The 19,746-nt window shown below is 49.3% G+C and carries 15 protein-coding genes; 7 read left to right on the forward strand and 8 right to left on the reverse strand.

Features of this window, described 5'->3' with window-relative positions; all coding sequences use genetic code 11:
- The first annotated feature begins 161 nt into the window (after positions 1–161).
- The 4 genes from G367_RS0108180 to mutT all read left to right on the forward strand — a co-directional run bounded on the left by G367_RS0108180 (position 162) and on the right by mutT (position 5,858).
- Positions 162–1,097: a M23 family metallopeptidase gene (locus tag G367_RS0108180; protein WP_020412631.1), complete on the forward strand. Its 936-nt coding sequence runs from the start codon at positions 162–164 to the stop codon at positions 1,095–1,097.
- A gap of 163 nt (positions 1,098–1,260) precedes the next feature.
- A complete protein-coding gene (gene secA / locus G367_RS0108185) occupies positions 1,261–4,005 on the forward strand; it encodes a preprotein translocase subunit SecA (protein WP_020412632.1) in 2,745 nt (914 codons plus the stop codon).
- A gap of 235 nt (positions 4,006–4,240) precedes the next feature.
- Positions 4,241–5,443, forward strand: a complete 1,203-nt coding sequence (gene argJ, locus G367_RS0108190) for a bifunctional glutamate N-acetyltransferase/amino-acid acetyltransferase ArgJ (protein WP_020412633.1) — start codon at positions 4,241–4,243, stop codon at positions 5,441–5,443.
- Between the two features lie 10 nt (positions 5,444–5,453).
- Positions 5,454–5,858: an 8-oxo-dGTP diphosphatase MutT gene (gene mutT, locus G367_RS0108195; RefSeq protein ID WP_020412634.1), complete on the forward strand. Its 405-nt coding sequence runs from the start codon at positions 5,454–5,456 to the stop codon at positions 5,856–5,858.
- A 42-nt stretch (positions 5,859–5,900) separates the two neighbouring features.
- On the opposite strand, the gene yacG is transcribed toward mutT, so the two are convergent.
- The 5 genes from yacG to pilB form a co-directional block, all read right to left on the reverse strand.
- Positions 5,901–6,119 carry a DNA gyrase inhibitor YacG gene (gene yacG / locus G367_RS0108200; RefSeq protein WP_020412635.1) on the reverse strand — a complete coding sequence of 73 codons (219 nt, stop codon included), beginning with the start codon at positions 6,117–6,119 and terminating at the stop codon, positions 5,901–5,903.
- 22 nt (positions 6,120–6,141) lie between these two features.
- The gene (gene coaE, locus G367_RS0108205; RefSeq protein WP_020412636.1) at positions 6,142–6,750 is read right to left on the reverse strand and encodes a dephospho-CoA kinase; all 609 of its coding nucleotides are present in this window, start codon (positions 6,748–6,750) and stop codon (positions 6,142–6,144) included.
- 112 nt (positions 6,751–6,862) lie between these two features.
- Complete coding sequence (locus G367_RS0108210; protein ID WP_020412637.1) at positions 6,863–7,747, reverse strand: prepilin peptidase; 885 nt, start codon at positions 7,745–7,747, stop codon at positions 6,863–6,865.
- 11 nt (positions 7,748–7,758) lie between these two features.
- Positions 7,759–8,973: a type II secretion system F family protein gene (locus G367_RS0108215; RefSeq protein ID WP_020412638.1), complete on the reverse strand. Its 1,215-nt coding sequence runs from the start codon at positions 8,971–8,973 to the stop codon at positions 7,759–7,761.
- Positions 8,974–9,244: 271 nt separating this feature from the next.
- Positions 9,245–10,957: a type IV-A pilus assembly ATPase PilB gene (gene pilB, locus G367_RS0108220; protein ID WP_020412639.1), complete on the reverse strand. Its 1,713-nt coding sequence runs from the start codon at positions 10,955–10,957 to the stop codon at positions 9,245–9,247.
- A 389-nt stretch (positions 10,958–11,346) separates the two neighbouring features.
- Here pilB and G367_RS0108225 point away from each other — a divergent pair, with 389 nt between their 5' ends.
- A complete protein-coding gene (locus G367_RS0108225; RefSeq protein WP_020412640.1) occupies positions 11,347–11,781 on the forward strand; it encodes a pilin in 435 nt (144 codons plus the stop codon).
- A 131-nt stretch (positions 11,782–11,912) separates the two neighbouring features.
- Complete coding sequence (locus G367_RS0108235; RefSeq protein ID WP_020412642.1) at positions 11,913–13,352, forward strand: O-antigen ligase family protein; 1,440 nt, start codon at positions 11,913–11,915, stop codon at positions 13,350–13,352.
- 128 nt (positions 13,353–13,480) lie between these two features.
- Here the strand turns inward: G367_RS0108235 and G367_RS0108240 are convergent, their stop codons facing one another.
- From G367_RS0108240 to imuA, 3 genes are all read right to left on the reverse strand, one after another.
- Complete coding sequence (locus G367_RS0108240; protein ID WP_020412643.1) at positions 13,481–16,603, reverse strand: error-prone DNA polymerase; 3,123 nt, start codon at positions 16,601–16,603, stop codon at positions 13,481–13,483.
- A 102-nt stretch (positions 16,604–16,705) separates the two neighbouring features.
- On the reverse strand, positions 16,706–18,217 hold the full coding sequence (locus G367_RS0108245) for a Y-family DNA polymerase (protein WP_051089491.1): 1,512 nt from the start codon (positions 18,215–18,217) through the stop codon (positions 16,706–16,708).
- Between the two features lie 22 nt (positions 18,218–18,239).
- The gene (gene imuA, locus G367_RS23370) at positions 18,240–18,959 is read right to left on the reverse strand and encodes a translesion DNA synthesis-associated protein ImuA (RefSeq protein WP_020412645.1); all 720 of its coding nucleotides are present in this window, start codon (positions 18,957–18,959) and stop codon (positions 18,240–18,242) included.
- Positions 18,960–19,154: 195 nt separating this feature from the next.
- Here imuA and dcd point away from each other — a divergent pair, with 195 nt between their 5' ends.
- On the forward strand, positions 19,155–19,724 hold the full coding sequence (gene dcd / locus G367_RS0108255) for a dCTP deaminase (protein ID WP_020412646.1): 570 nt from the start codon (positions 19,155–19,157) through the stop codon (positions 19,722–19,724).
- The last annotated feature ends 22 nt before the right edge of the window (positions 19,725–19,746 follow it).

A 19,746-nucleotide genomic window follows, 5' to 3' on the forward strand; every position in this document is an offset into this window, starting at 1 on the left:
CGGCTTTTTTACGTGCCTGATTCACAGAGAAGCTATTGGCAATTCTGGTATCCTTGGGTTAATTGAAGTCGCCAGATGATTGGCATGAGGTGTAGCGTACAGATAACGTCTCATATCAGTGGTGATCAAAATTAGAATATGTCGAACTTCTTCCGCTTACTATGAAAGTAATCCTGGTCAATGAGCGCGGTGCAACCCGCAGTTTCAATTTCGGTGGCCTGAGCAAAGCTCTACTGAGCTTGTGCCTGCTCGGCCTTCCGGTAGGTGCTTTTTTTCTCGGTGCAAACCTGCCTGTGGCTAAAACAGACCTGTTTGATGCGCGCACTGCTAAAGCTTGGGAGCGCGCTCTGCGCAAGCAGCAGGAAGAGATTGCGGAGGCTGATCAGGAGGCACGTGAACAGCTGGTGGCCTTAACGGTGAAGCTGGCTGAGCTGCAGGCCCGCCTTACCCGCCTGGATGCCCTCGGTGAGCGACTCACTGCGGCCGCCAATCTCGATGAAGGTGAGTTTGAGTTCAGCGCGGCGCCTGCTATAGGTGGACCTGAAGATCCGGGCATTGCTGGCGCTTCTGAACTTCCCTATCAGCCCCCTGAATTTATCGATGTCATTGGTGATCTGTCGCATCAGGTTGACGATCGCCAGATGCAGCTCAATACCCTTGAGTCCCTGATGGCCAACCTGAAGCTTGAGGACGAGCAGTTTATTGCCGGACGTCCGATCACCAAGGGTTGGATGTCTTCCCGTTATGGGTATCGTACCGACCCATTCACTGGGCGCCGTACTTGGCATAAGGGTGTTGATTTTGCTGGCAAGATGGGCTCCGATGTGGTTTCCGTCGCTGCTGGTGTGGTGACTTGGGCAGATGAGCGCCATGGCTATGGCCAGTTGGTAGAAATAAATCACGGCAATGGTTATTCAACCCGCTATGGCCATAATAGCGAGCTTAAGGTTGGCCTCGGTGATGTGGTAAAAAAAGGGCAGGTTATTGCCCAGATGGGCTCTAGCGGTCGCTCTACCGGCCCACATGTTCACTTCGAAATCTTTAAGAATAATCGCACGGTCGACCCGGCCAGCTACATCCGCCGCACAGGCAGATAACAACTATTCTTCCTTTACGCGTAATTGCCGGCAGCTTGGCATAAGAGTTGCCAGCGGTTGCGCCTTCCTGTTTACTTGCACCCCACGCATAAAGGAGTGTCGGTGCAACAATCTGCCCAGAATTGGCGCCGACAGCGCACATAAGATAAGTGGTTTCTAGATAATGATTGGCAAACTGATTAAATCGGTCTTTGGTTCAAAAAATGACCGCGAGCTGAAGCGTATGCGACGGATCGTGGAAAAGATCAATGCATTGGAAGAGGATTTCCAGAAGCTTGATGACACGGCCCTTCGCGCCAAAACAGATGAATTTAAAAAGCGCATAGCGGATGGGGAAACACTGGACCAGCTGTTACCGGAGGCTTTCGCTGCGGTGCGTGAGGCCGGCCGTCGCACCTTGAGTATGCGTCATTTTGATGTGCAGATGATTGGTGGTATGACTCTCCATGAAGGCCGTATCGCAGAGATGCGTACCGGTGAAGGTAAGACACTGGTAGCGACCCTGCCAGCTTACCTGAATGCACTGGAAGGCAAGGGTGTGCATATTGTTACGGTAAACGACTACCTGGCATCCCGGGATGCCAACTGGATGCGCCCTGTCTTCGAATTCCTGGGCATGAGCGTGGGTGTCATTGTCTCCCAGCAGCACCCGGATGATAAGAAAGCTGCATATCAGGCTGACATTACTTACGGCACCAATAATGAATTCGGATTCGATTACCTGCGTGACAATATGGTGTTGCGTAAAGAGGATCGCACCCAGCGCCCGCAAAACTTTGCGATTGTCGACGAGGTAGACTCGATCCTCATCGACGAGGCGCGTACGCCGCTGATTATCTCCGGTGCCGCGGAGGATTCCTCCCATCTTTATATGGCCATGAACAAGCTGGTTCCTCAGCTTGAGCGTGCGGAAGAGGGGGGGGAAGGTCACTACACGGTAGACGAGAAGACTCGCCAGGTAGAGTTGACTGAACAGGGCCATTTGCTGATCGAAGAGTTACTGTCCCGCAGTGGCCTGATGAAAGAAGATCAGTCCCTCTATGCGCCCGGTAACCTGGGCTTGCTGCATCATGTTCACGCGGCTCTGCGTGCGCATGTACTGTTTAATAAAGATGTGGATTACATCGTGCAGAATGGCCAGGTGGTGCTGATTGATGAGCATACTGGCCGTACCATGCCAGGCCGTCGTTTGTCTGAAGGTTTACACCAGGCGTTGGAAGCGAAGGAAAACGTTCAGATCCAAAGTGAGAGCCAAACTCTGGCCTCTACAACTTTCCAGAATTTATTCCGCTTTTATCCAAAGCTTTCCGGTATGACCGGTACTGCCGATACCGAAGCCTTCGAATTCCAGCAGATTTACGGTCTGGATGTGGTAGTAATCCCTACCAACAAAGATATCCAGCGGGAAGACCTCAACGATTTGGTCTACCTGAGCAAAGAAGAGAAGATGGATGCGATCATTGAGGATGTGAAGTTCTGCCGTGAAAAGCAGGCGCCGATCCTTGTCGGTACAGCGTCTATCGAAACCTCTGAAGAAATGTCGCGCATGCTGCAAAAGGCCGGTATCCAGCACCAGGTCCTGAACGCAAAATACCATGAGCGCGAAGCGCAGATTATTGCCCAGGCTGGCCGCCCTGGTGCAGTTACGATTGCCACAAATATGGCCGGTCGTGGTACTGATATTGTCCTGGGGGGGAACTGGGAAGCCGAAGCTGCGGAACAGGCTAAAGAGAAGGGCCGTGAGCTGGCAGAGAATGAGATTGCTGCAGTAAAAGAAAATTGGCAGAAGCGTCATGACCAGGTAATCGAAGCCGGTGGCCTACATATTATCGGTACCGAGCGCCATGAATCCCGTCGAATCGATAACCAGTTGCGCGGTCGTGCCGGGCGTCAAGGTGACCCGGGTGTAACCCGTTTCTACCTGTCTCTTGAAGATAATCTGATGCGTATTTTCGCCTCTGACCGGGTGAAAAACTTTATGCAGATGCTGGGTATGGAGCGCGGTGAGGCTATTGAGCATCGCATGGTTTCCAACGCTATCGAAAAGGCCCAGCGTCGCGTTGAAGGTCGCAACTTCGATATCCGCAAGCAGTTGCTGGAATACGATGATGTGGCCAATGACCAGCGCCAGGTCATTTACAGTCAGCGTAATGAGTTGCTGGAGGCGGACCAGATTAGTGACACCATTGGTGCGATTCGTGAAGATGTTGTCAATGAAATCATTTCTGCCTCGGTGCCCCCGCAGAGTGTTGAAGAGCAGTGGGATATTCCTGCACTGGAGAAACAGCTGGCGGGGGAGCTGGGTATCGAGTTGCCGGTACAGCAGTGGCTGGATGAAGACCGTACTCTGCATGAGGAGAGCTTGCGCGAGAAAGTGATTGCTTCAGCCCAGGAAGCCTATGCAACCAAGGTCACGCGTATCAGTGAATCCTCTGGTGATGAAAATTTGATGCCGACAGTCGAGCGTCAGATTATGTTACAGGTGCTGGACCAGCTGTGGAAAGAGCACCTCTCCAGCATGGACCACCTGAGGGCTGGCATCGGTCTGCGTGCGTATGCCAACAAGAACCCCAAGCAGGAATTCAAGCGTGAGTCCTTCCACCTGTTCCAGAGCATGCTGGAAAACCTCAAGCACGAAGTGGTGCGAATCCTCGCCCATGTAGAGCCGATGACCCGCGAGCAAATGGATGAATTGGAGCAGCAGCGCCTGGAAGAGCAGCGCAAGCAACAACTGGACTTGCAGCATGCCGCGGCTTCCGCCTTGCCCGAGAGCGAACCACAGCCACAGGCAGCGTCTGTGCCTGAGCGCCGCGGGCCAAAAGTAGGCCGTAACGATCCTTGCCCCTGTGGTTCCGGTAAGAAATACAAGCAGTGCCACGGCAAGCTGGCTTCCTCTCCGCAAAGCTAACGTCTTGGACGAGTTTTAGCGCGTAGATAGAGGCATTTAGACCGCAAAGACCCCGCCATGAGCGGGGTCTTTTTTTATCTCTTTTCAAAATATTCTGCGGCTAGATACTTTGAATCCGCATTAAGCCCTGAATTTATCTTGCCCAATCTTCGTTACGCTTTAATAATGACGCTCTTTTAATCACTACTGGCCTCCGAGAGCGCTTGCTCCCAGTTGGCGCAAAAGTCTTACTGTTATGTCTAGCTCATTACTCCCCCCAGTTAAAGGGGTCCGCCTCGCCAGTGTTCCAGCTCGAATAAAGGACTGGCAGCGTGACGATTTGCTTTTGATCGAAATCCCCAAAGAGGCCTCGGTTTCAGCCACTTTTACCCAGAACTCTTTCTGCGCAGCGCCTGTGGCTGTGGCAAAGGAACATATTTCCAAAGGAAACGTGCGCGCTTTGCTGATCAATGCGGGCAATGCCAATGCGGCTACCGGGAGTCGAGGGCTTAGTGATGCCCAGGCCTGCTGTGAGGCCGTGGCCAGGGCGATCAATATCCGTGCTGAGCAAGTGCTGCCATTTAGTACTGGTGTGATTGGTGAACATCTGCCGCTCCAGCGTTTGCTGGATGCGATTCCCCGTGCTGCCGAGCAGCTGTCAGATAGTGGATGGGACGGTGCTGCGAAGGCCATTATGACCACGGACACTCACCCAAAAACAGCGAGCCGAACCCTGGAGATTGGTGGCGAAGAGATTACTGTCGTCGGTATCGCCAAAGGCTCCGGCATGATCCAGCCAAATATGGCGACTATGTTGGCTTATGTCGCTACAGATGCGCATGTTGCACAGCCACTGCTTGATAAGATGGTTAAGGAAGCGGTGAATGCTTCTTTTAACAGGGTCAGTGTGGATGGGGATACCTCAACTAATGATGCCTGTGTGCTTATTGCTACAGGAGCGACTGGCAGCCAGGTTGAAAACAGCGAAGATCGGGCTTATTCCGCGCTGATGGGGGCCATTACCCAGCTGCACATAGAGCTGGCGAAGGCGGTTGTTAAAGACGGTGAAGGTGCAACCAAGTTTGTCACTGTACAGGTTGAGGGTGCTGGGAGTAGCGCAGAGGCATTGCGTGTTGCTTTTGAAGTTGGCGAATCCCCCCTGGTAAAAACCGCGCTCTATGCCTCAGATCCCAATTGGGGGCGCCTGGTGATGGCGATTGGTAATGCAATCCCGGGAAGTCTGGATACCACCAAGGTCAATATATACCTGGATCAGGTACAGGTGGTAGAGGCTGGAGGGCGCTCAGTAAATTATCTTGAAGAGCAGGGTGAACAGGTATTTTCCAAGCCTGAATTTACTATTCGAATAGAATTGGGCCGTGGCAACTGTAGTGAGCATGTCTGGACCTGTGACTTCTCCCACGAGTATGTCACCATCAACGCCGAGTACCGTACCTGAGGAAGTTGTAGTGACCAGTGTTATTCATGTTGCTGTTGGGGTTGTATCTCGTGATGATGGCAAAATCCTGATTGCCCGCCGCCCGGATCACTTGCATATGGGCGGGCGTTGGGAGTTCCCCGGTGGCAAGGTGGAGGAAGGGGAGAGTGTGCAGCAGGCGCTCTCCCGCGAGCTGCGTGAGGAAGTGGCAATCGAGATAACTGAACTGACTCCTCTGGTGGAAATTCGCCACGAATATCCAGAAAAAACAGTCTTGCTGGATACCTGGCAGGTAACGGCGTTTACCGGGGAGGCTATGGGTCGGGAAGGGCAAGAGACTGCCTGGGTAGCCGTTCAGGAGTTGGATAACTTTCAGTTTCCCGATGCCAACCAGGCGATTATTGAGGCGATTAAAACCGCTGCGCCAGTCTCTTAAAGGTCAGCAAACAAATCAGCTCGGGCCAGTTAGGCCCGAAACTTAGTTGCGGCGCTGCTTGGTCGGGTCCAGGTCGTCACTTAGAACGTCATCATAAATAGATTCACCTGGAATCTTATGTCCTTCGCTGGCCCATTCGCCCAAGTCAATCAGCTTACAGCGTTCACTGCAAAAAGGCTTAAATGGAAACTTATCATTCCACTCCACAGGCTTTTTACAGGTGGGGCAGCTTAAGGTTGGGGTTTCTTTACTTTTGGACATATTAACTTGGAGTATTACTAATTCAGTTGTGTTTAGTGGTGGCCGCCATTTGTAAGTACTTTTGATGCAGTAATTCAATTTGGCCGCGCAGCTCCGCCAGGCCGGCAGAATTGTCCAGCACATCATCGGCTTTATCCAGTCGTTCCTGTCTGCCCAGTTGTGCCGCCATGATTTTGCGAATCTGCTCTTCGTGATTGTTATCCCTTGCAGTGGCCCTTTCTACCTGCAAGTTCTCTGGCAGATCCACCACACAAATCCTGTCCACCAGCTGGTACTGGCCGGATTCAATTAAAAGGGGCGATTCCAGTATCGCATACAGGCTTGGGCTTTGTTCCAGGGAGCTGAGGATCTCCTCCCGTATCAGAGGGTGTAGCAGGCCCTCCAGCCAGGCTCTCTCTTCAGTATCCTCAAAAATCAGGCTGCGCAGCTGCGCTCGGTTCAGTTCGCCATTCTCAAGTAAAATCCCAGCGCCGAAATGCTGGGCAATTTTCTCTAGTGCCGGCTTGCCGGGCTGTACGACAACCCTGGCAGCCCAGTCTGCATCTACCACATGGATGCCCAGCTCACGAAAGCACTCAGCGGCGGCAGATTTTCCACTGCCAATACCACCAGTTAAGCCTACCCGGAACAATATGTTGCCTCCTTGAACTAAAAAACTGGGGTTAAAAACAAGAAACCCGGCCAATGCCGGGCCGGGTTTATGTTAAATCACTTACTCTGCTAGAGCTAACTGAGAAGAGTTTTCAGTTTGCGAGCCCCGAAAAGTTCAAATACCAACCGATGATCTGATCTCCCCATAACATGGCAATCCAGCCCGCTCCAGCCAAATAGGGGCCAAAGGCGATTGGTAGTCTATGGTCTCGCCCTTTGGCCAGGCTCCAAGCAATACCTGCAATAGCGCCTACTGCGGCAGAGAGTACTACCACCAATGGTAATATCTGCCAGCCAAACCATGCCCCGATAGCAGCGAGTATCTTGAAATCCCCAGCTCCCATACCCTCTTTGCCGGTGACCAGCTTAAAGATATGGAATACAAGCCACAGTGACAGGTAGCCGGCAATTGCACCGATCACGGCGTCTTGCAGGGGGGCAAATACCCCCCACAGGTTGATGAACAGTCCCCCCCAGAGTAACGGCAGGGTAAGGTTGTCTGGCAGTAGCTGTTTATCAAAGTCTATGCCGGTGAGAGCGATCAAAACCCAGGTAAACACACAGCCAGCCAGTGCCTGCCAGGTAAAGCCCAGTTGCCACACAATTACTGCGGTGAGAATCCCTGTGATCAGTTCCACCGTGGGGTAGCGTCTGGAAATCGCTGTGCCACAGGAGCCGCATTTACCACGTAGAAATAAGAAACTGATTACCGGTACATTCTGCCAGGGTTTGATTTCGGTTTTGCACTTGGGGCAATGGGAGTGGGGCAACACCAGATTGAACGGTTTATTCAGCTCCTCTTGCTCGGCTTTGTCAGGCTTTGTGTCAAAGTAGCTGTAAAAATCCCGCTTGTATTCGCGCTCCATCATTACTGGCAGGCGCAGAATAACGACATTGAGGAAACTGCCTATAAGTAGGCCCAAAATAAAAGCGCTGCTTAGGAGCAGCGCTGGGTATGAAGCTAACGTTTCGAGCATCGTATTCTTTCTTATACTACTTGACCTAACTGGAAGATAGGAAGATACATGGCAATCATCAAGCCGCCAACCAGAATACCCAAAACTGCCATGATCATTGGTTCCATAAGAGTTGTAAGGTTGTCCACCATATTGTCGACAGCCTCCTCGTAATAGTCGGCAGCCTTTCCCAGCATATCGTCCAGAGCTCCGGACTCCTCACCAATGGCTGCCATTTGTACCAGCATGGTCGGATATAGGCCAGAGGAGCGAAGTGCCGCATTGAGGGGGATACCAGTAGCTACAGAGTCTCTGATCTTAAGCGTTGCCTCCTCATAGAGGCTATTACCCGTAGCACCAGCCACAGACTTTAAGGCATCAATAAGAGGGACACCGGCAGCAAAGGTAGTAGATAGGGTACGCGCAAAACGTGCCGAAATGGAGTTATAGGTGATTGTTCCCAGAATGGGCAATTTCAATATTAGGCGGTCGAAGAACTCAGCCACTTTTCTGTTGCGCTTTTTGGCTTCGATAGTGCCACCGATGCTGATTACTACAGCGAGCAGCGCAAAAAACCAATTGGCTTGCATCCATTCGGACATGCCTACTACCAGCTGGGTAAAGGCGGGAAGATCTGCCCCAAAGCTGGAAAAAGTCTCTGCAAATTGAGGTACAACTTTAATCAATAGAATTGAGGTGACTACAATCGCTACCACCATTACCGCAATGGGGTAAGTCATCGCCTTCTTGATCTTTGCTTTTAGCGATTCCGTCTTCTCTTTGTAAGTAGCAATCCTATCCAGCATAGTTTCCAGTGCACCGGATTGCTCACCAGAGGCTACCAGGTTACAAAAAAGATCGTCAAAGTAGAGTGGGTGTTTACGCAGTGCCTCCGCAAATGCAGTGCCCGAAGCCACATCATCACGGAGTTTGAAAATAAGCTCTTTGACCCCCTGGTTATCCAGGCCATCGGCAACGATTTCAAAGCTTTGCACCAATGGAACCCCGGCCTTCATCATAGTGGCCATCTGCCGGGTGAATAGAGCGATATCTGCAGGCTTTACTTTCTTTTTGCCAGCGCCAAACAGGGGCTTTGGTTTTTTTTGTACCCGGTTCGCTATAATACCTTGTTTGCGTAATTGGGCTTTTACCAGTGCGGGGCTGGTGCCATTTATTTCCCCTTGAACCTTGGCCCCTTTACTATCCACTCCTTTGTAGATGTATGCAACTGCTGTAGCGTTGGCCATATTTGCTTTTCCTGCTTTTTATCTCTTATCTCTTATCTCAGAAAAACCTGAAATTTCTTGTGCTTCTTAACTCTATTTTGAGTGAGTGTAGAGCTTCAACTAGGCGAAGATCCGAAAAGTTGAAGTAGTGTATGTTAATTAACTCGCTCTAATGTCTCTTTCGAAAATAGATGCTAATTCTCGGGTACTGGAACTAATTTTGATCAAAATAAAATTCAGGTTCCAGAGCTGTGCTGTTTAGGACAAATAGGTTTTCACTAGTCGTAAAGGGCTAATCTTTGGTCACCCTGTTTGCCTCTTCCAGGCTGGTGACACCCATCACAACTTTGCGCAGTGCCGATATCCTCAGATTATTAAAGCCCTCTTCGCGGGCCTGGTCCGCAATCTGAATCGAATTGCCGCCCTCCATTATAATTCTGGAGATGCCATCGGTGATGCGAACCACTTCATACACGCCAACGCGTCCTTTGTAGCCCTTGGAGCAATGCTCGCAACCAACGGGCTGGAAAATCGCCCACTCACTTTTAGGAATTGTAACCGTAGCGAAACCTTCCGCCTCCAAGACCTCTGATGGCAATGTCACCGGTTTCTTGCACTCATTACACAGACGTCGTGCTAATCGCTGTGCAATAATTACACTGACAGAAGTGGCGATGTTAAAAGTGGGAACCCCCATGTTCATGAGGCGTGTCAAGGTTTCAGGAGCTGAGTTGGTATGTAGCGTGGAGAGCACCAGGTGACCGGTCTGCGCAGCCTTGATTGCAATTTCCGCGGTTTCCAAGTCCCGAATCTCCCCCACCATAACAATATCTGGATCTTGCCTTAGGAAAGATCGCAATGCCTCGGCAAAGTTAAGCCCTACCTTGGGGTGTACATTGACCTGATTGATGCCCTCCAGATTAATCTCCACCGGGTCTTCCGCTGTGGATATATTGCGCTCTGCGGTATTTAAGATGTTAAGGCCAGTATAAAGGGATACGGTCTTGCCTGAACCTGTGGGGCCGGTTACCAGGATCATTCCCTGAGGTTGGGCCAGGGCGTCCATATAGATTTGCTTTTGCTCATCTTCATAGCCGAGCGCATCAATTCCCAGTTTGGCAGAAGAGGGGTCCAGAATACGCAGAACGATTTTTTCTCCCCAAAGCGTAGGCAAACTGTTAACCCGGAAATCGATCGCCTTGGTTTTGGACAGCTTCATTTTGATACGGCCATCCTGTGGAATACGCCGCTCGGAAATATCCATTTTGGACATTACTTTCAGGCGGGCTGAGAGGCGGGGTGCGAGCTGGATAGGAGGTTTGGCTACCTCGTGGAGTACGCCATCAGTACGGAACCGGACCCGGTAGGATTTTTCATAGGGTTCGAAATGGATATCTGAAGCACCCGATCGTATTGCGTCGAGCAGTACCTTGTTGACAAAACGCACAACAGGGGCCTCATCTCCGCCGGGGTCATTATCATCGGCCTCGCTTTTCTCATCTCCACCAACATCCAGAGCATCCAGCTCTTCATCGTCCATACCCTCCAGGCCGGCACCCATATCACCGCTGTCGGACAGATAGTTTTCAATGGCCTTGGCCAGTTTATCCGCCTCAACCAATACTGCGTCGGTGCTTAGGCCGGTATTGAAGTTTATCTCATCCAGGCCGGCCAGGTTGGTGGGGTCTGCCACGGCGATAAACAGGCGATTGCCGCGTTTGTATAGAGGCAGTGCGAAGTGCTTGCTGATTAATTTCTCATCGACAACATCCTTGGGGATCAGGTCGAAGTTATAGCCACCCAGGTCAAACAAGGGGGTACCAAAGGCCTGGGAGGCGATATTGGCCAGCTCGCGGCTCTTGACCAGCTTGGCCTCCACGGCATGCTGGGCAAAGGTCTGGTTTTCCCTGCGCGCGGCTTTTATGGCAGAGGTTGCCGTCGATTCGTCGAGAACCTGATCTGCGACCAGGCGTTTGGCCAGGCCGCTAAGGGAGGAAGTTGTCATTGATTACGCTGCCGCTAAAATTACCTTGGGCCAAGTATTGAGAATGGGCCTGTTTATAGCCCGCCCTGTGTAAACCCAGGCGTATAAAAAGAAGGAAGGTAAAATATAGCGAATTACCGGGCGCGAGCCAAACATCACTATGAATATCATGCAAGGCCTTGATAAGTACATACACATACAGAAGATGACAAATTTTGTCATAACTGGGCAGCTGCTGTCAGCGGTAATGCTATAGCACTACGCACTTTCTAGTGGGAAGTGATGGGTTACTCACTGACAACTCTTAATTCTCCTTACAGCTTGCCAAACTTGGCACAGTCCTTGTATCTTGTTCCGGGACTTCCTCACGGGATTCACCTTATTTAAAAGTCTGTATGGAGACGGTTACAATGAAAAAGCAACAGGGTTTTACACTGATTGAATTGATGATCGTAGTAGCGATCATTGGTATTTTGGCGGCGGTAGCACTGCCGGCTTACCAGGATTACACTGTGCGTGCACGTGTTTCTGAAGGCCTCGGCTTGGCATCTGCCGCTAAAGCAACAGTTTCTGAGAATATAGCTAATGCTGGAGGTGTAACAACGGGCGGTAACCTTTGCTCGGGTGTGCGTACCTTCACGGGCGGAACAGCTAATGTAGAAAAGTTAGAGTGTGCTGATGCATCAGGCGCAATCACGATAACTATGGGCAGTGCCGCAAACAGTGTTGCCTTAACACTTACCCCCAGTTCCACTGCAGGTTCTAGTAATGTAGCTTGGGCCTGCGGCGGTGTTGCTGCGGATAATCATAAATACGTTCCCTCTGAGTGCCGCAATGCATCTTAATACACAGTAAAGATTGACTGCTTTATTGAAGATGGGCCACTTTGGTGGCCCATTTTTATTTAAAATTACTATTAATGCTAAATTTATTGCTCTTGGCTACTCTGCAATAGCAGATAGCATTAAAAATAATAATGGCACAGCTTTATAAAATATTACCTGCTCGTGATTCAGGTTCTACCTTGCATGGAACTGATTTCTGTCGTGAGAGTAAATATGGTTGGTTTTGTATTGCCATTTGTTCATTATGGTTTTTTCTAACCATTAATCCTCTCCATCTGTTGATACTGGATCTCGGTTCGGGTTATTACAATTTTAAGAGGTTTGTGCAGATAGTATTGATAGGGGTCGTGACTCTATTATTTTTTTTTAGAGAGTACAGGGTTGGAGTCACCAAGACCCTCAATCTTAGAGGGTTGGTTCTGCCCTGGCTGGCTTCCTGCTTTTTTATATTTGGCTCCGCAGTCTTTTCTGATAATAAATACCATTCTATTTTAGAGGGGCTCCACTGGTTGATGTTGCCCTCGGTTTTTTTTGTTGGCATTTATATCGCCAAGGCAGGTCTGACTCAAAGGCTTTTGGGTATTTATTTGCTCATCCATGGAATGGTAGTCTTTAAAGGCCTACTTGATTTTGGGTTTGAAGTTTTTGTAAGTGAGTCTTTGCGTGCGGGAATGATATTCTCTTCTTTTGGTAATATCCGTTTTTTTAATCAGGTGCAGGTTTTTATTATTCCGCTTCTGCTGATATTTGCTTCAAGAACAAAGTTTTATAGTCTGGCGTATTTATTCTTATTTGCTAATTTTTTGTTGGCCTTCGCTAGCGGCGCCAGAGGGTTGCTGTTGTCGATTATTGTAACTGGGTTGCTGTCGTTTGTTTTTCTTAAGCCTTGGCGCCGTCAAATTCTATATGGTTTGATTGTATGCGCTTTTGCTTATATGGCGTACTTCCTGATTTTGGAATGGCTGGGTAGTGTGGGTCATATTTTCCGTACCAGTACCTCCGGACGCCTAGCTATTTGGTGGGAGTTGTTAAGCAAACTTTCAACTTTGAATATCTTTTTCGGTAATGGGGTGGGCGCTTACACATTCCATGACTTTGTTTATTTTTTTGGGCATCCCCATAATAGCATTCTGCAGTTTTTATATGAATGGGGGGCTATTGCTACGCTTTCAGCGGTGGCTGCCATACTTTGGGTGTGTTGGACTTCTTATCAGCAGCTTAAGGGTGATGGCGATAGTACAAAAAAAGATATTCAGGCAGCCTTACTTTATGCCTTGTGTGCGGCATCTTTTTATTCCCTTTTCAGTGGGGTTTTTGTGATGCCTGCACCTCAGGTGCTGTTCTTTTTGTTTGTGGGGCTGCTCTTAGGTGGGGCTAATCTAGAAGGCCATAAAGTTCTGAGAGTAAATCAGTCGGTCAGCGTTGCTCTGCGATTCTTGTGCGCTATTTGCTTAATTGTGTTTGTAGAGCTTGCAGGGAAATACCTTGTTCAGCAGGCGGGACAACAGGAGCAAGTCCGCGGCCCAAGATTTTGGGGGAATGGAGCACCACTGATTTTGTCGGACTACTAGGATCTAACTTTAGTTAGTCTTATTTTATCGGCAGCATGTAATCTTGGTGAATTATTCATTTAAGTGTTGAGTGCTTGCCCAGAACATAATCATACAGACATGAATACTCATGTACACAAGAATGGGGTTTAGTGAAAGTTTCTTGTTTTCTGGCTGGATTTATAGCTGAGACAGGTAAGCCTATAGCCAATCAGATGAGTGGTTTGGTAGTTTAAGTTGTCAGGGTCTTTGACCAATTGTAACCTCCCGCTTACCACTAAAATATTCCCGCGCGTAACCTCTCTTTTATACAGTACCTGTTGCTGTTTGTGGATAATTATATTGGCGCTTCCTGTCTCGTCCTCTAAGGTTAAAAAAATGATACCTGTGGCACTTCCCGGTCGTTGTCGGCAGGTAACCATACCAACGATAGTGATATATTGTTCGTTTTTACAAAGGGTAAGATCTTTTGCGCGAATACAGTGTTCAAATTGCTTCTTCCGACGTAGTTGGGCAATCGGATGTTCATTTAAACTCAGCCCTGTGCTGGTATAGTCGCTATCGGTGGCATCTTTTACTATATAGTGTGTCTGGTAATTGTCCCGGTGAGTATCTTGTACATCTCCCAGGGATAGCCAGCTATCTTGAAAACGATTTTGTGCAAAACTTTGGAAAGCATTGGCTTTTGCCAAAAAGGTGATTTGTTCATTATCCAGTTCGTAACATTGTTTAAGCTGAATTATTGAATGCAGCCTTTGCTTTCCCCTAAGCTTGATAATAGCTTTTGCCGCGGTTTTCTTCAGGCCCTTAATCAAGCGCATCCCCAAACGAAGGGATGGGTGAATAATGTCTGGTTTATTATGAAAAAATTTCGATTGCTCTCGAGATTCCAGGTGATGATCCCAGTAGCTGTAAAGTACATCAATAGGCAGCACCTTTACTCCATGCCTTTGAGCATCGTAAACAAGCTGTGCCGGTGCATAAAACCCCATAGGCTGGCTATTGAGCAGACCGCAATAAAAAGCAGTTGGGTGATGAAACTTAATCCAGGCAGAAAAATAAGCCAAGAGGGCAAAGCTGGCGGAGTGTGACTCGGGGAAACCATAAGATCCGAAACCTTTCATTTGGTTAAACAGCTGTTCGGCAAAGTCTGCCCTATAGCCATTCTTCAGCATACCTTTAACCAACTTGTCTTTAAATTTATAGAGATCTCCATTTTTTCCCCAGCTGGCCATAGCGCGGCGCAATTCATCTGCCTCACCCCCGCTGAAGCCTGCAGCAACCATGGAGAGCTGGATAACCTGTTCCTGGAAGATAGGTACGCCGAGAGTGCGCTCTAATACTGGTCGTAAGCTTTCATGGGGGTAGCTGACGGCTTCCAGACCCTGCTTACGTTTCAGGTAGGGGTGTACCATGCCACCCTGGATTGGTCCTGGGCGAACTATGGCGATTTCAATGGTGAGTTCATAGAAGCTGCAGGGTTGTAGCCTGGGTAACATACTCATTTGCGCGCGGGATTCTATTTGAAAAACCCCGACGGTATCTGCGCGGCATATCATTTCGTACACTTGCGGATCTTCAGCCGGGATATCCTGCAAACGTAGTTTGGGGCCATAGAGGGAAATATAGCTCAGGGATTTGCGCAGGGCGGTCAGCATGCCCAACGCGAGCACATCTACCTTCATCAATTTTAAGTCTTCAATATCCTCTTTATCCCACTGCACCAGGGTGCGGTCTTCCATTGCAGCATTTTCAATAGGAACCAGCTGATAAAGTGGCTGCTCGGTAATAACGAAGCCTCCTACGTGTTGGGAAAGGTGTCTCGGGAATCCATATATCTGCTGCAATAGCAGAGGTAGGTTTCTACCAGTGGTGCTGTTTGGGTCTATGCCGACCTTTTGCATCTGTTTTGGGAATTCATCGAGTGAGTCCCACCAGGCACGCTCCGCAATAAGTTGTTCTATGGTGGCTGAACCTATACCAAGCGCTTTACCAATATCCCTAAGGGCACTTTTAAAACGGTAAGTAATCTTACTGGCGGCAAGACCGGCCCTGTCTCGACCGTATTTTTGGTAAATATACTGGATGACTTCCTCGCGTCTTTCGTGCTCGAAGTCTACATCGATATCTGGCGGCTCATTGCGCTCACGAGAGATAAAACGTTCAAACAAAAGGCCGATTTTATGTGGGTCAATTTCAGTAATAAAAAGGCAGTAGCAAACAACTGAATTAGCGGCAGATCCTCGCCCCTGATAGAGGATATTCTTATCTTTTGCGAACTGGACAATATCGTAAATTGTGAGGAAGTAGTGCTCATACTCCAGTTCGGCGATCATGGATAGCTCTTTTTCGATCAATATATCAATACGTTCTTCCGGTCCTTTAGGCCAGCGAAATTTTCGGCCCAGCTTTACCAGTTCCCGTAAATAGCTGGCTGGAGATTTATCTTTTGGGATAACTTCAGAGGGGTATTGATAGCGGAGTTCACTGAGACAGAAGCTGCACCGCTCTACGATAGCTATAGTTCTATAGATAGCCTCTTCAGGGTAAAGTCTTTCAATATCTTCAAGACTGCGTAAGTAGCGCTCAGCATTCTGTTGGAGTTGGTATCCGAGTTCATTCAGGGTGCAGTTGTGAAAATTGGCATTGAGTACATCCTGTAAGGGCTTTCTGCTGCGACAGTGCATCAAAATGGCATTGGTGGCGACAAGGGGAATGTCCTCTTGCTTTGATAGCTGGGCAAGATCCTGTGCCAGTTTATTACTATCTGCATTTAAAAGGTTGCTGTAAGCAATATATAGCCGGCCATCAAAGTGTTGCTTGATAGGCTCGGGTATGCTGACTTTTTCAGGTTCTGGCAACCAGATTGCAATAGTCTCGCTGCAGATTTTAAGTAAGTCTTCCTGAAAAGTTTTATACTGGCCTTTCTCTGCTCTTAATCGAGAAGTGGAGATAAGTTGGCAGAGTTCACTATAGGCACTTTTGTTTGGGGCAAGTAGAACGGCCTTTCCGCCATCTTGAAGGCGAAAATAACTTCCACAAATAAGTTTGAAGGTCGTTTCCCGTTTTTTTCTGTCTTTTGAATACTCTTGGGAAAGATTGATGTTTTCAAGTTCCTTATAAGCGCGAACTATACCGGAGAGGGAGCACTCATCGGTTATTGCTAGTGCTGAATAACCTAGATTGTAAGCCTCCTGTATCAATTCCCAGGGATGTGATGCACCCTGCAAAAAAGAAAAGTTACTTTGGCAAAAGAGTTCTGCGTACCTCATGCTGATGCTCTTTGATATTTAAACTTGAAGAATGTTCAGCTTCTTTTTTTAAAAAGGTTAAGTTTCTTTTGTGAAAATTTGTTAGATATGAATTGTCAATAATTAAGAGAATATGCCATGTAAAAACCACTCTTCAGTTGTCAGATCCTGGAATATCCAACAAAGACTGCCGTCCTGGTCTTTAGCTATATAGTAGTCTCGTCCATGGCGGCCATGCTGCCACCAGTAGCCATCAATTCGCTCAGGGCCCTGTAGCAGCTGTAATTCACTATGATGAAATAGTTTTTGATTGCGGCTGAGTAATTTGGTGGGGCGGGGGAGCAACCAGGAGGGGCGCGGTGCTTTTATTGGTGTCAATTGGTGAGTTTTTTTCTTTGAGCTGGTTTTTATTAGCAAGCTATCGGCGCTCTGCCAGGCCTGCTCGGGAAGGTAGCTCTCTTTCAGGGCAATACCGGAGATCGCTTGGTGTCCAAGACGGGCTTTGAGTTTGTCCAAAAGTTGAGAGCTGCGCTCGCCTTGGTTGCCTGTATCAAACAAGTCCTCTCCGAACTCTTCTTCCACTAACGGCTGTAGTTGCTTGCTACTCAAGCGCAGTGTTTGTACCGGGCACTCCAGGGATACTCTTTCAAACTGCAGCTTGGTAAGCGCTATTAAGCGCTGTGGGTCTAGCAGTGGGTGTGAGACTTCCACGATGAGTTCCTTGTTTTTTCCCTGCCCATAATCCAGCTGCCAGTGTAATTGCTGGGTATAAAGCTGGCGGCGTTGTAGTTGCTGGCATAGCTCTCTAATCAGGCGGCCGGCGGGGAAGAGCAACTGTTCACTGTTATCCAGTGGATCGGGAAAAAATAATTCGCTATCGAACCGGGCGGGAGGGTTAAAGTTGGGTACGGGGTCCTGACGGCTACCATTTAAACGTGCCAAATAATCTACAAAAGGACGACCAAAACGGGAGCCCACTTCGGATAGGGGAATGGCAAGCAATTGGCTTACTCGCTTAATACCACAGGCATATAGTTTGGTAATGGTTTTATTGTCGCAGTCGAGTAGCTTGCTCGGGGAAAAACTAATCCATTGTTTCCACTGTTGTGGGCTGGGGGCTACACGAGTTTCTGCCAGCCACTGGCGATGTTCACTCAGTTGGCTTAGCATCCGTGCGGCACTGGGGCTGTGTCCGAGTCCCATAACACTGCTAATCCCCATTTGGCCCAGCTCATTCTGTAACTGATCCAGAAAGGCCCTGAGGCCACCATTCGCTTTCAGGCATCCGCTGAGCTCAAGATTCAAGCAGGCTGGGTCACTGCTTCCGTTTTCTACAGTGTTGGCAGCCTTGGGGGAGACGACTGGGGTAAAGCTGTAGCCCCACTGGGCCAGCCGTTCGAGTTGCAGTTGCTCTCTCTGTATATCCCGCTCTAACAGTTGAAGGTCTGCGCTCAGTGCGCAGGCGGTAGCGATACTGAGGCCTGGCTCAATACCGAGATCAGTGGCTGTTTTACTGCACTGAACAACAAGTTGCTTCTCGACCACGGCGAGAATGCCTGGCTGAGTATCTCGACCCTGGGCGCGGATGAGGGCTTCAAGAGGAAGCTTGGGAAATTGGATGCAAAGCCAAAGCATGAGCTGGACCTCGGGGCGATGGTCAATGTATTGGCCTGTCACGACGAATCAAATTGGCGCCTCGGGCCAAGTGCAAAGACTGGCCGCCAGTGCCTCCCCGTTGCTTTAATAAATTCACAGCCAGTTGTTCCCCATCGCTGCCTAGCTGCAGGCGCAGGCTGGCGGGAGAGGGGTTTTGGGATTCAGATATAGGGCGGAAATGAAAGTGCAGGCACTCCCCATTGCGAGCTGCAAGTTGCAGACGCCGCAGTTCCTTATCCTCTAAAGTATGATTCCCTTGCCAGCTCAATAAGGCACTACAGCTTCCGGATTGTAGAGATTGCTCCACCGCCCAGAGGGTATCCTTATGTCCCCGGGGGTGTATAAGCAATAAATTTTCCAGTTGAATGCCACTTTGAACCAGTGCTGGAGCGTAGGGAATAAAAGGCGGACTGACCAGTATTACCATTTGTCCTGCTTGAGTCAGCTGGGCCAGAGTTGGCAGTAATAAGGTCATTTCGCCAATACCGGTTTGATTGAGCAGAAGTTCAGTAGTGGCATTGCGAGGCCAACCGTGGCCTCTGAGAACGGCATCCAGGCTTCTGAAACCAGTGGGGATGCCGCTGAGAGGGCGCCGCTGCTCATTGGCTGCCTGCCAAATATCCGTTCTCGCCAGTATCTGCTCTAGATTTCGGCGCTCAGACTGATGCTTTAACTGCTTGTTTTGAAAGAAGTTTTCTGCGCTATTCACGGATTCCGCCACTCCATTCAGGCCCTCCTACCGGCCTGAAGCTGGCAAAGAGCTGTATGCTTGTACAGTATTACTGTTAATTTATACAGTAAATGATTAAGGGCAACAAGAGAGGGAGGGGTTGATCGGCACTTTTTTGCACAGCCTAAACCGGCTATGATTCCGCCTCTTTTGTTGAGTACTGATTATTCTTTTTAGGGGGACGGAGTGAGTATCAAGTCCGATAAGTGGATTCGCCGGATGGCTGAGCAGCACGGCATGATTGAGCCTTTTGAGCCGGGCCAGGTACGTCATGGCAATGATGGCGACAGACTCATCTCCTATGGCACTTCTAGTTATGGTTATGATGTGCGTTGTGCCCGTGAATTTAAGATCTTCACCAATGTGCACTCTGCTACCGTGGATCCCAAGACATTCGATGAGAACAGCTTTGTCGATGTCGAAGGTGAGTACTGTATTATTCCGCCGAATTCCTTTGCCCTGGCACGTACGGTGGAGTATTTCCGTATTCCCCGCTCGGTGCTGACTATTTGCTTGGGTAAATCCACTTACGCGCGCTGTGGGATTATCGTCAATGTCACTCCGTTGGAACCCGAGTGGGAAGGGCACGTGACCCTTGAGTTCTCAAATACTACTAATCTGCCGGCGAAGATCTATGCCAACGAAGGCGTGGCACAGATGCTGTTTTTCGAATCTGATGAGGTCTGTGATGTGTCTTATGCAGATCGAGGTGGTAAATACCAGGGGCAGCGTGGTGTAACCCTGCCCCGGACCTGATCGCCAAGGGCGATTGAGCTGC

Source organism: Microbulbifer variabilis ATCC 700307, assembly GCF_000380565.1.
Taxonomy (GTDB): Bacteria; Pseudomonadota; Gammaproteobacteria; order Pseudomonadales; family Cellvibrionaceae; genus Microbulbifer; species Microbulbifer variabilis.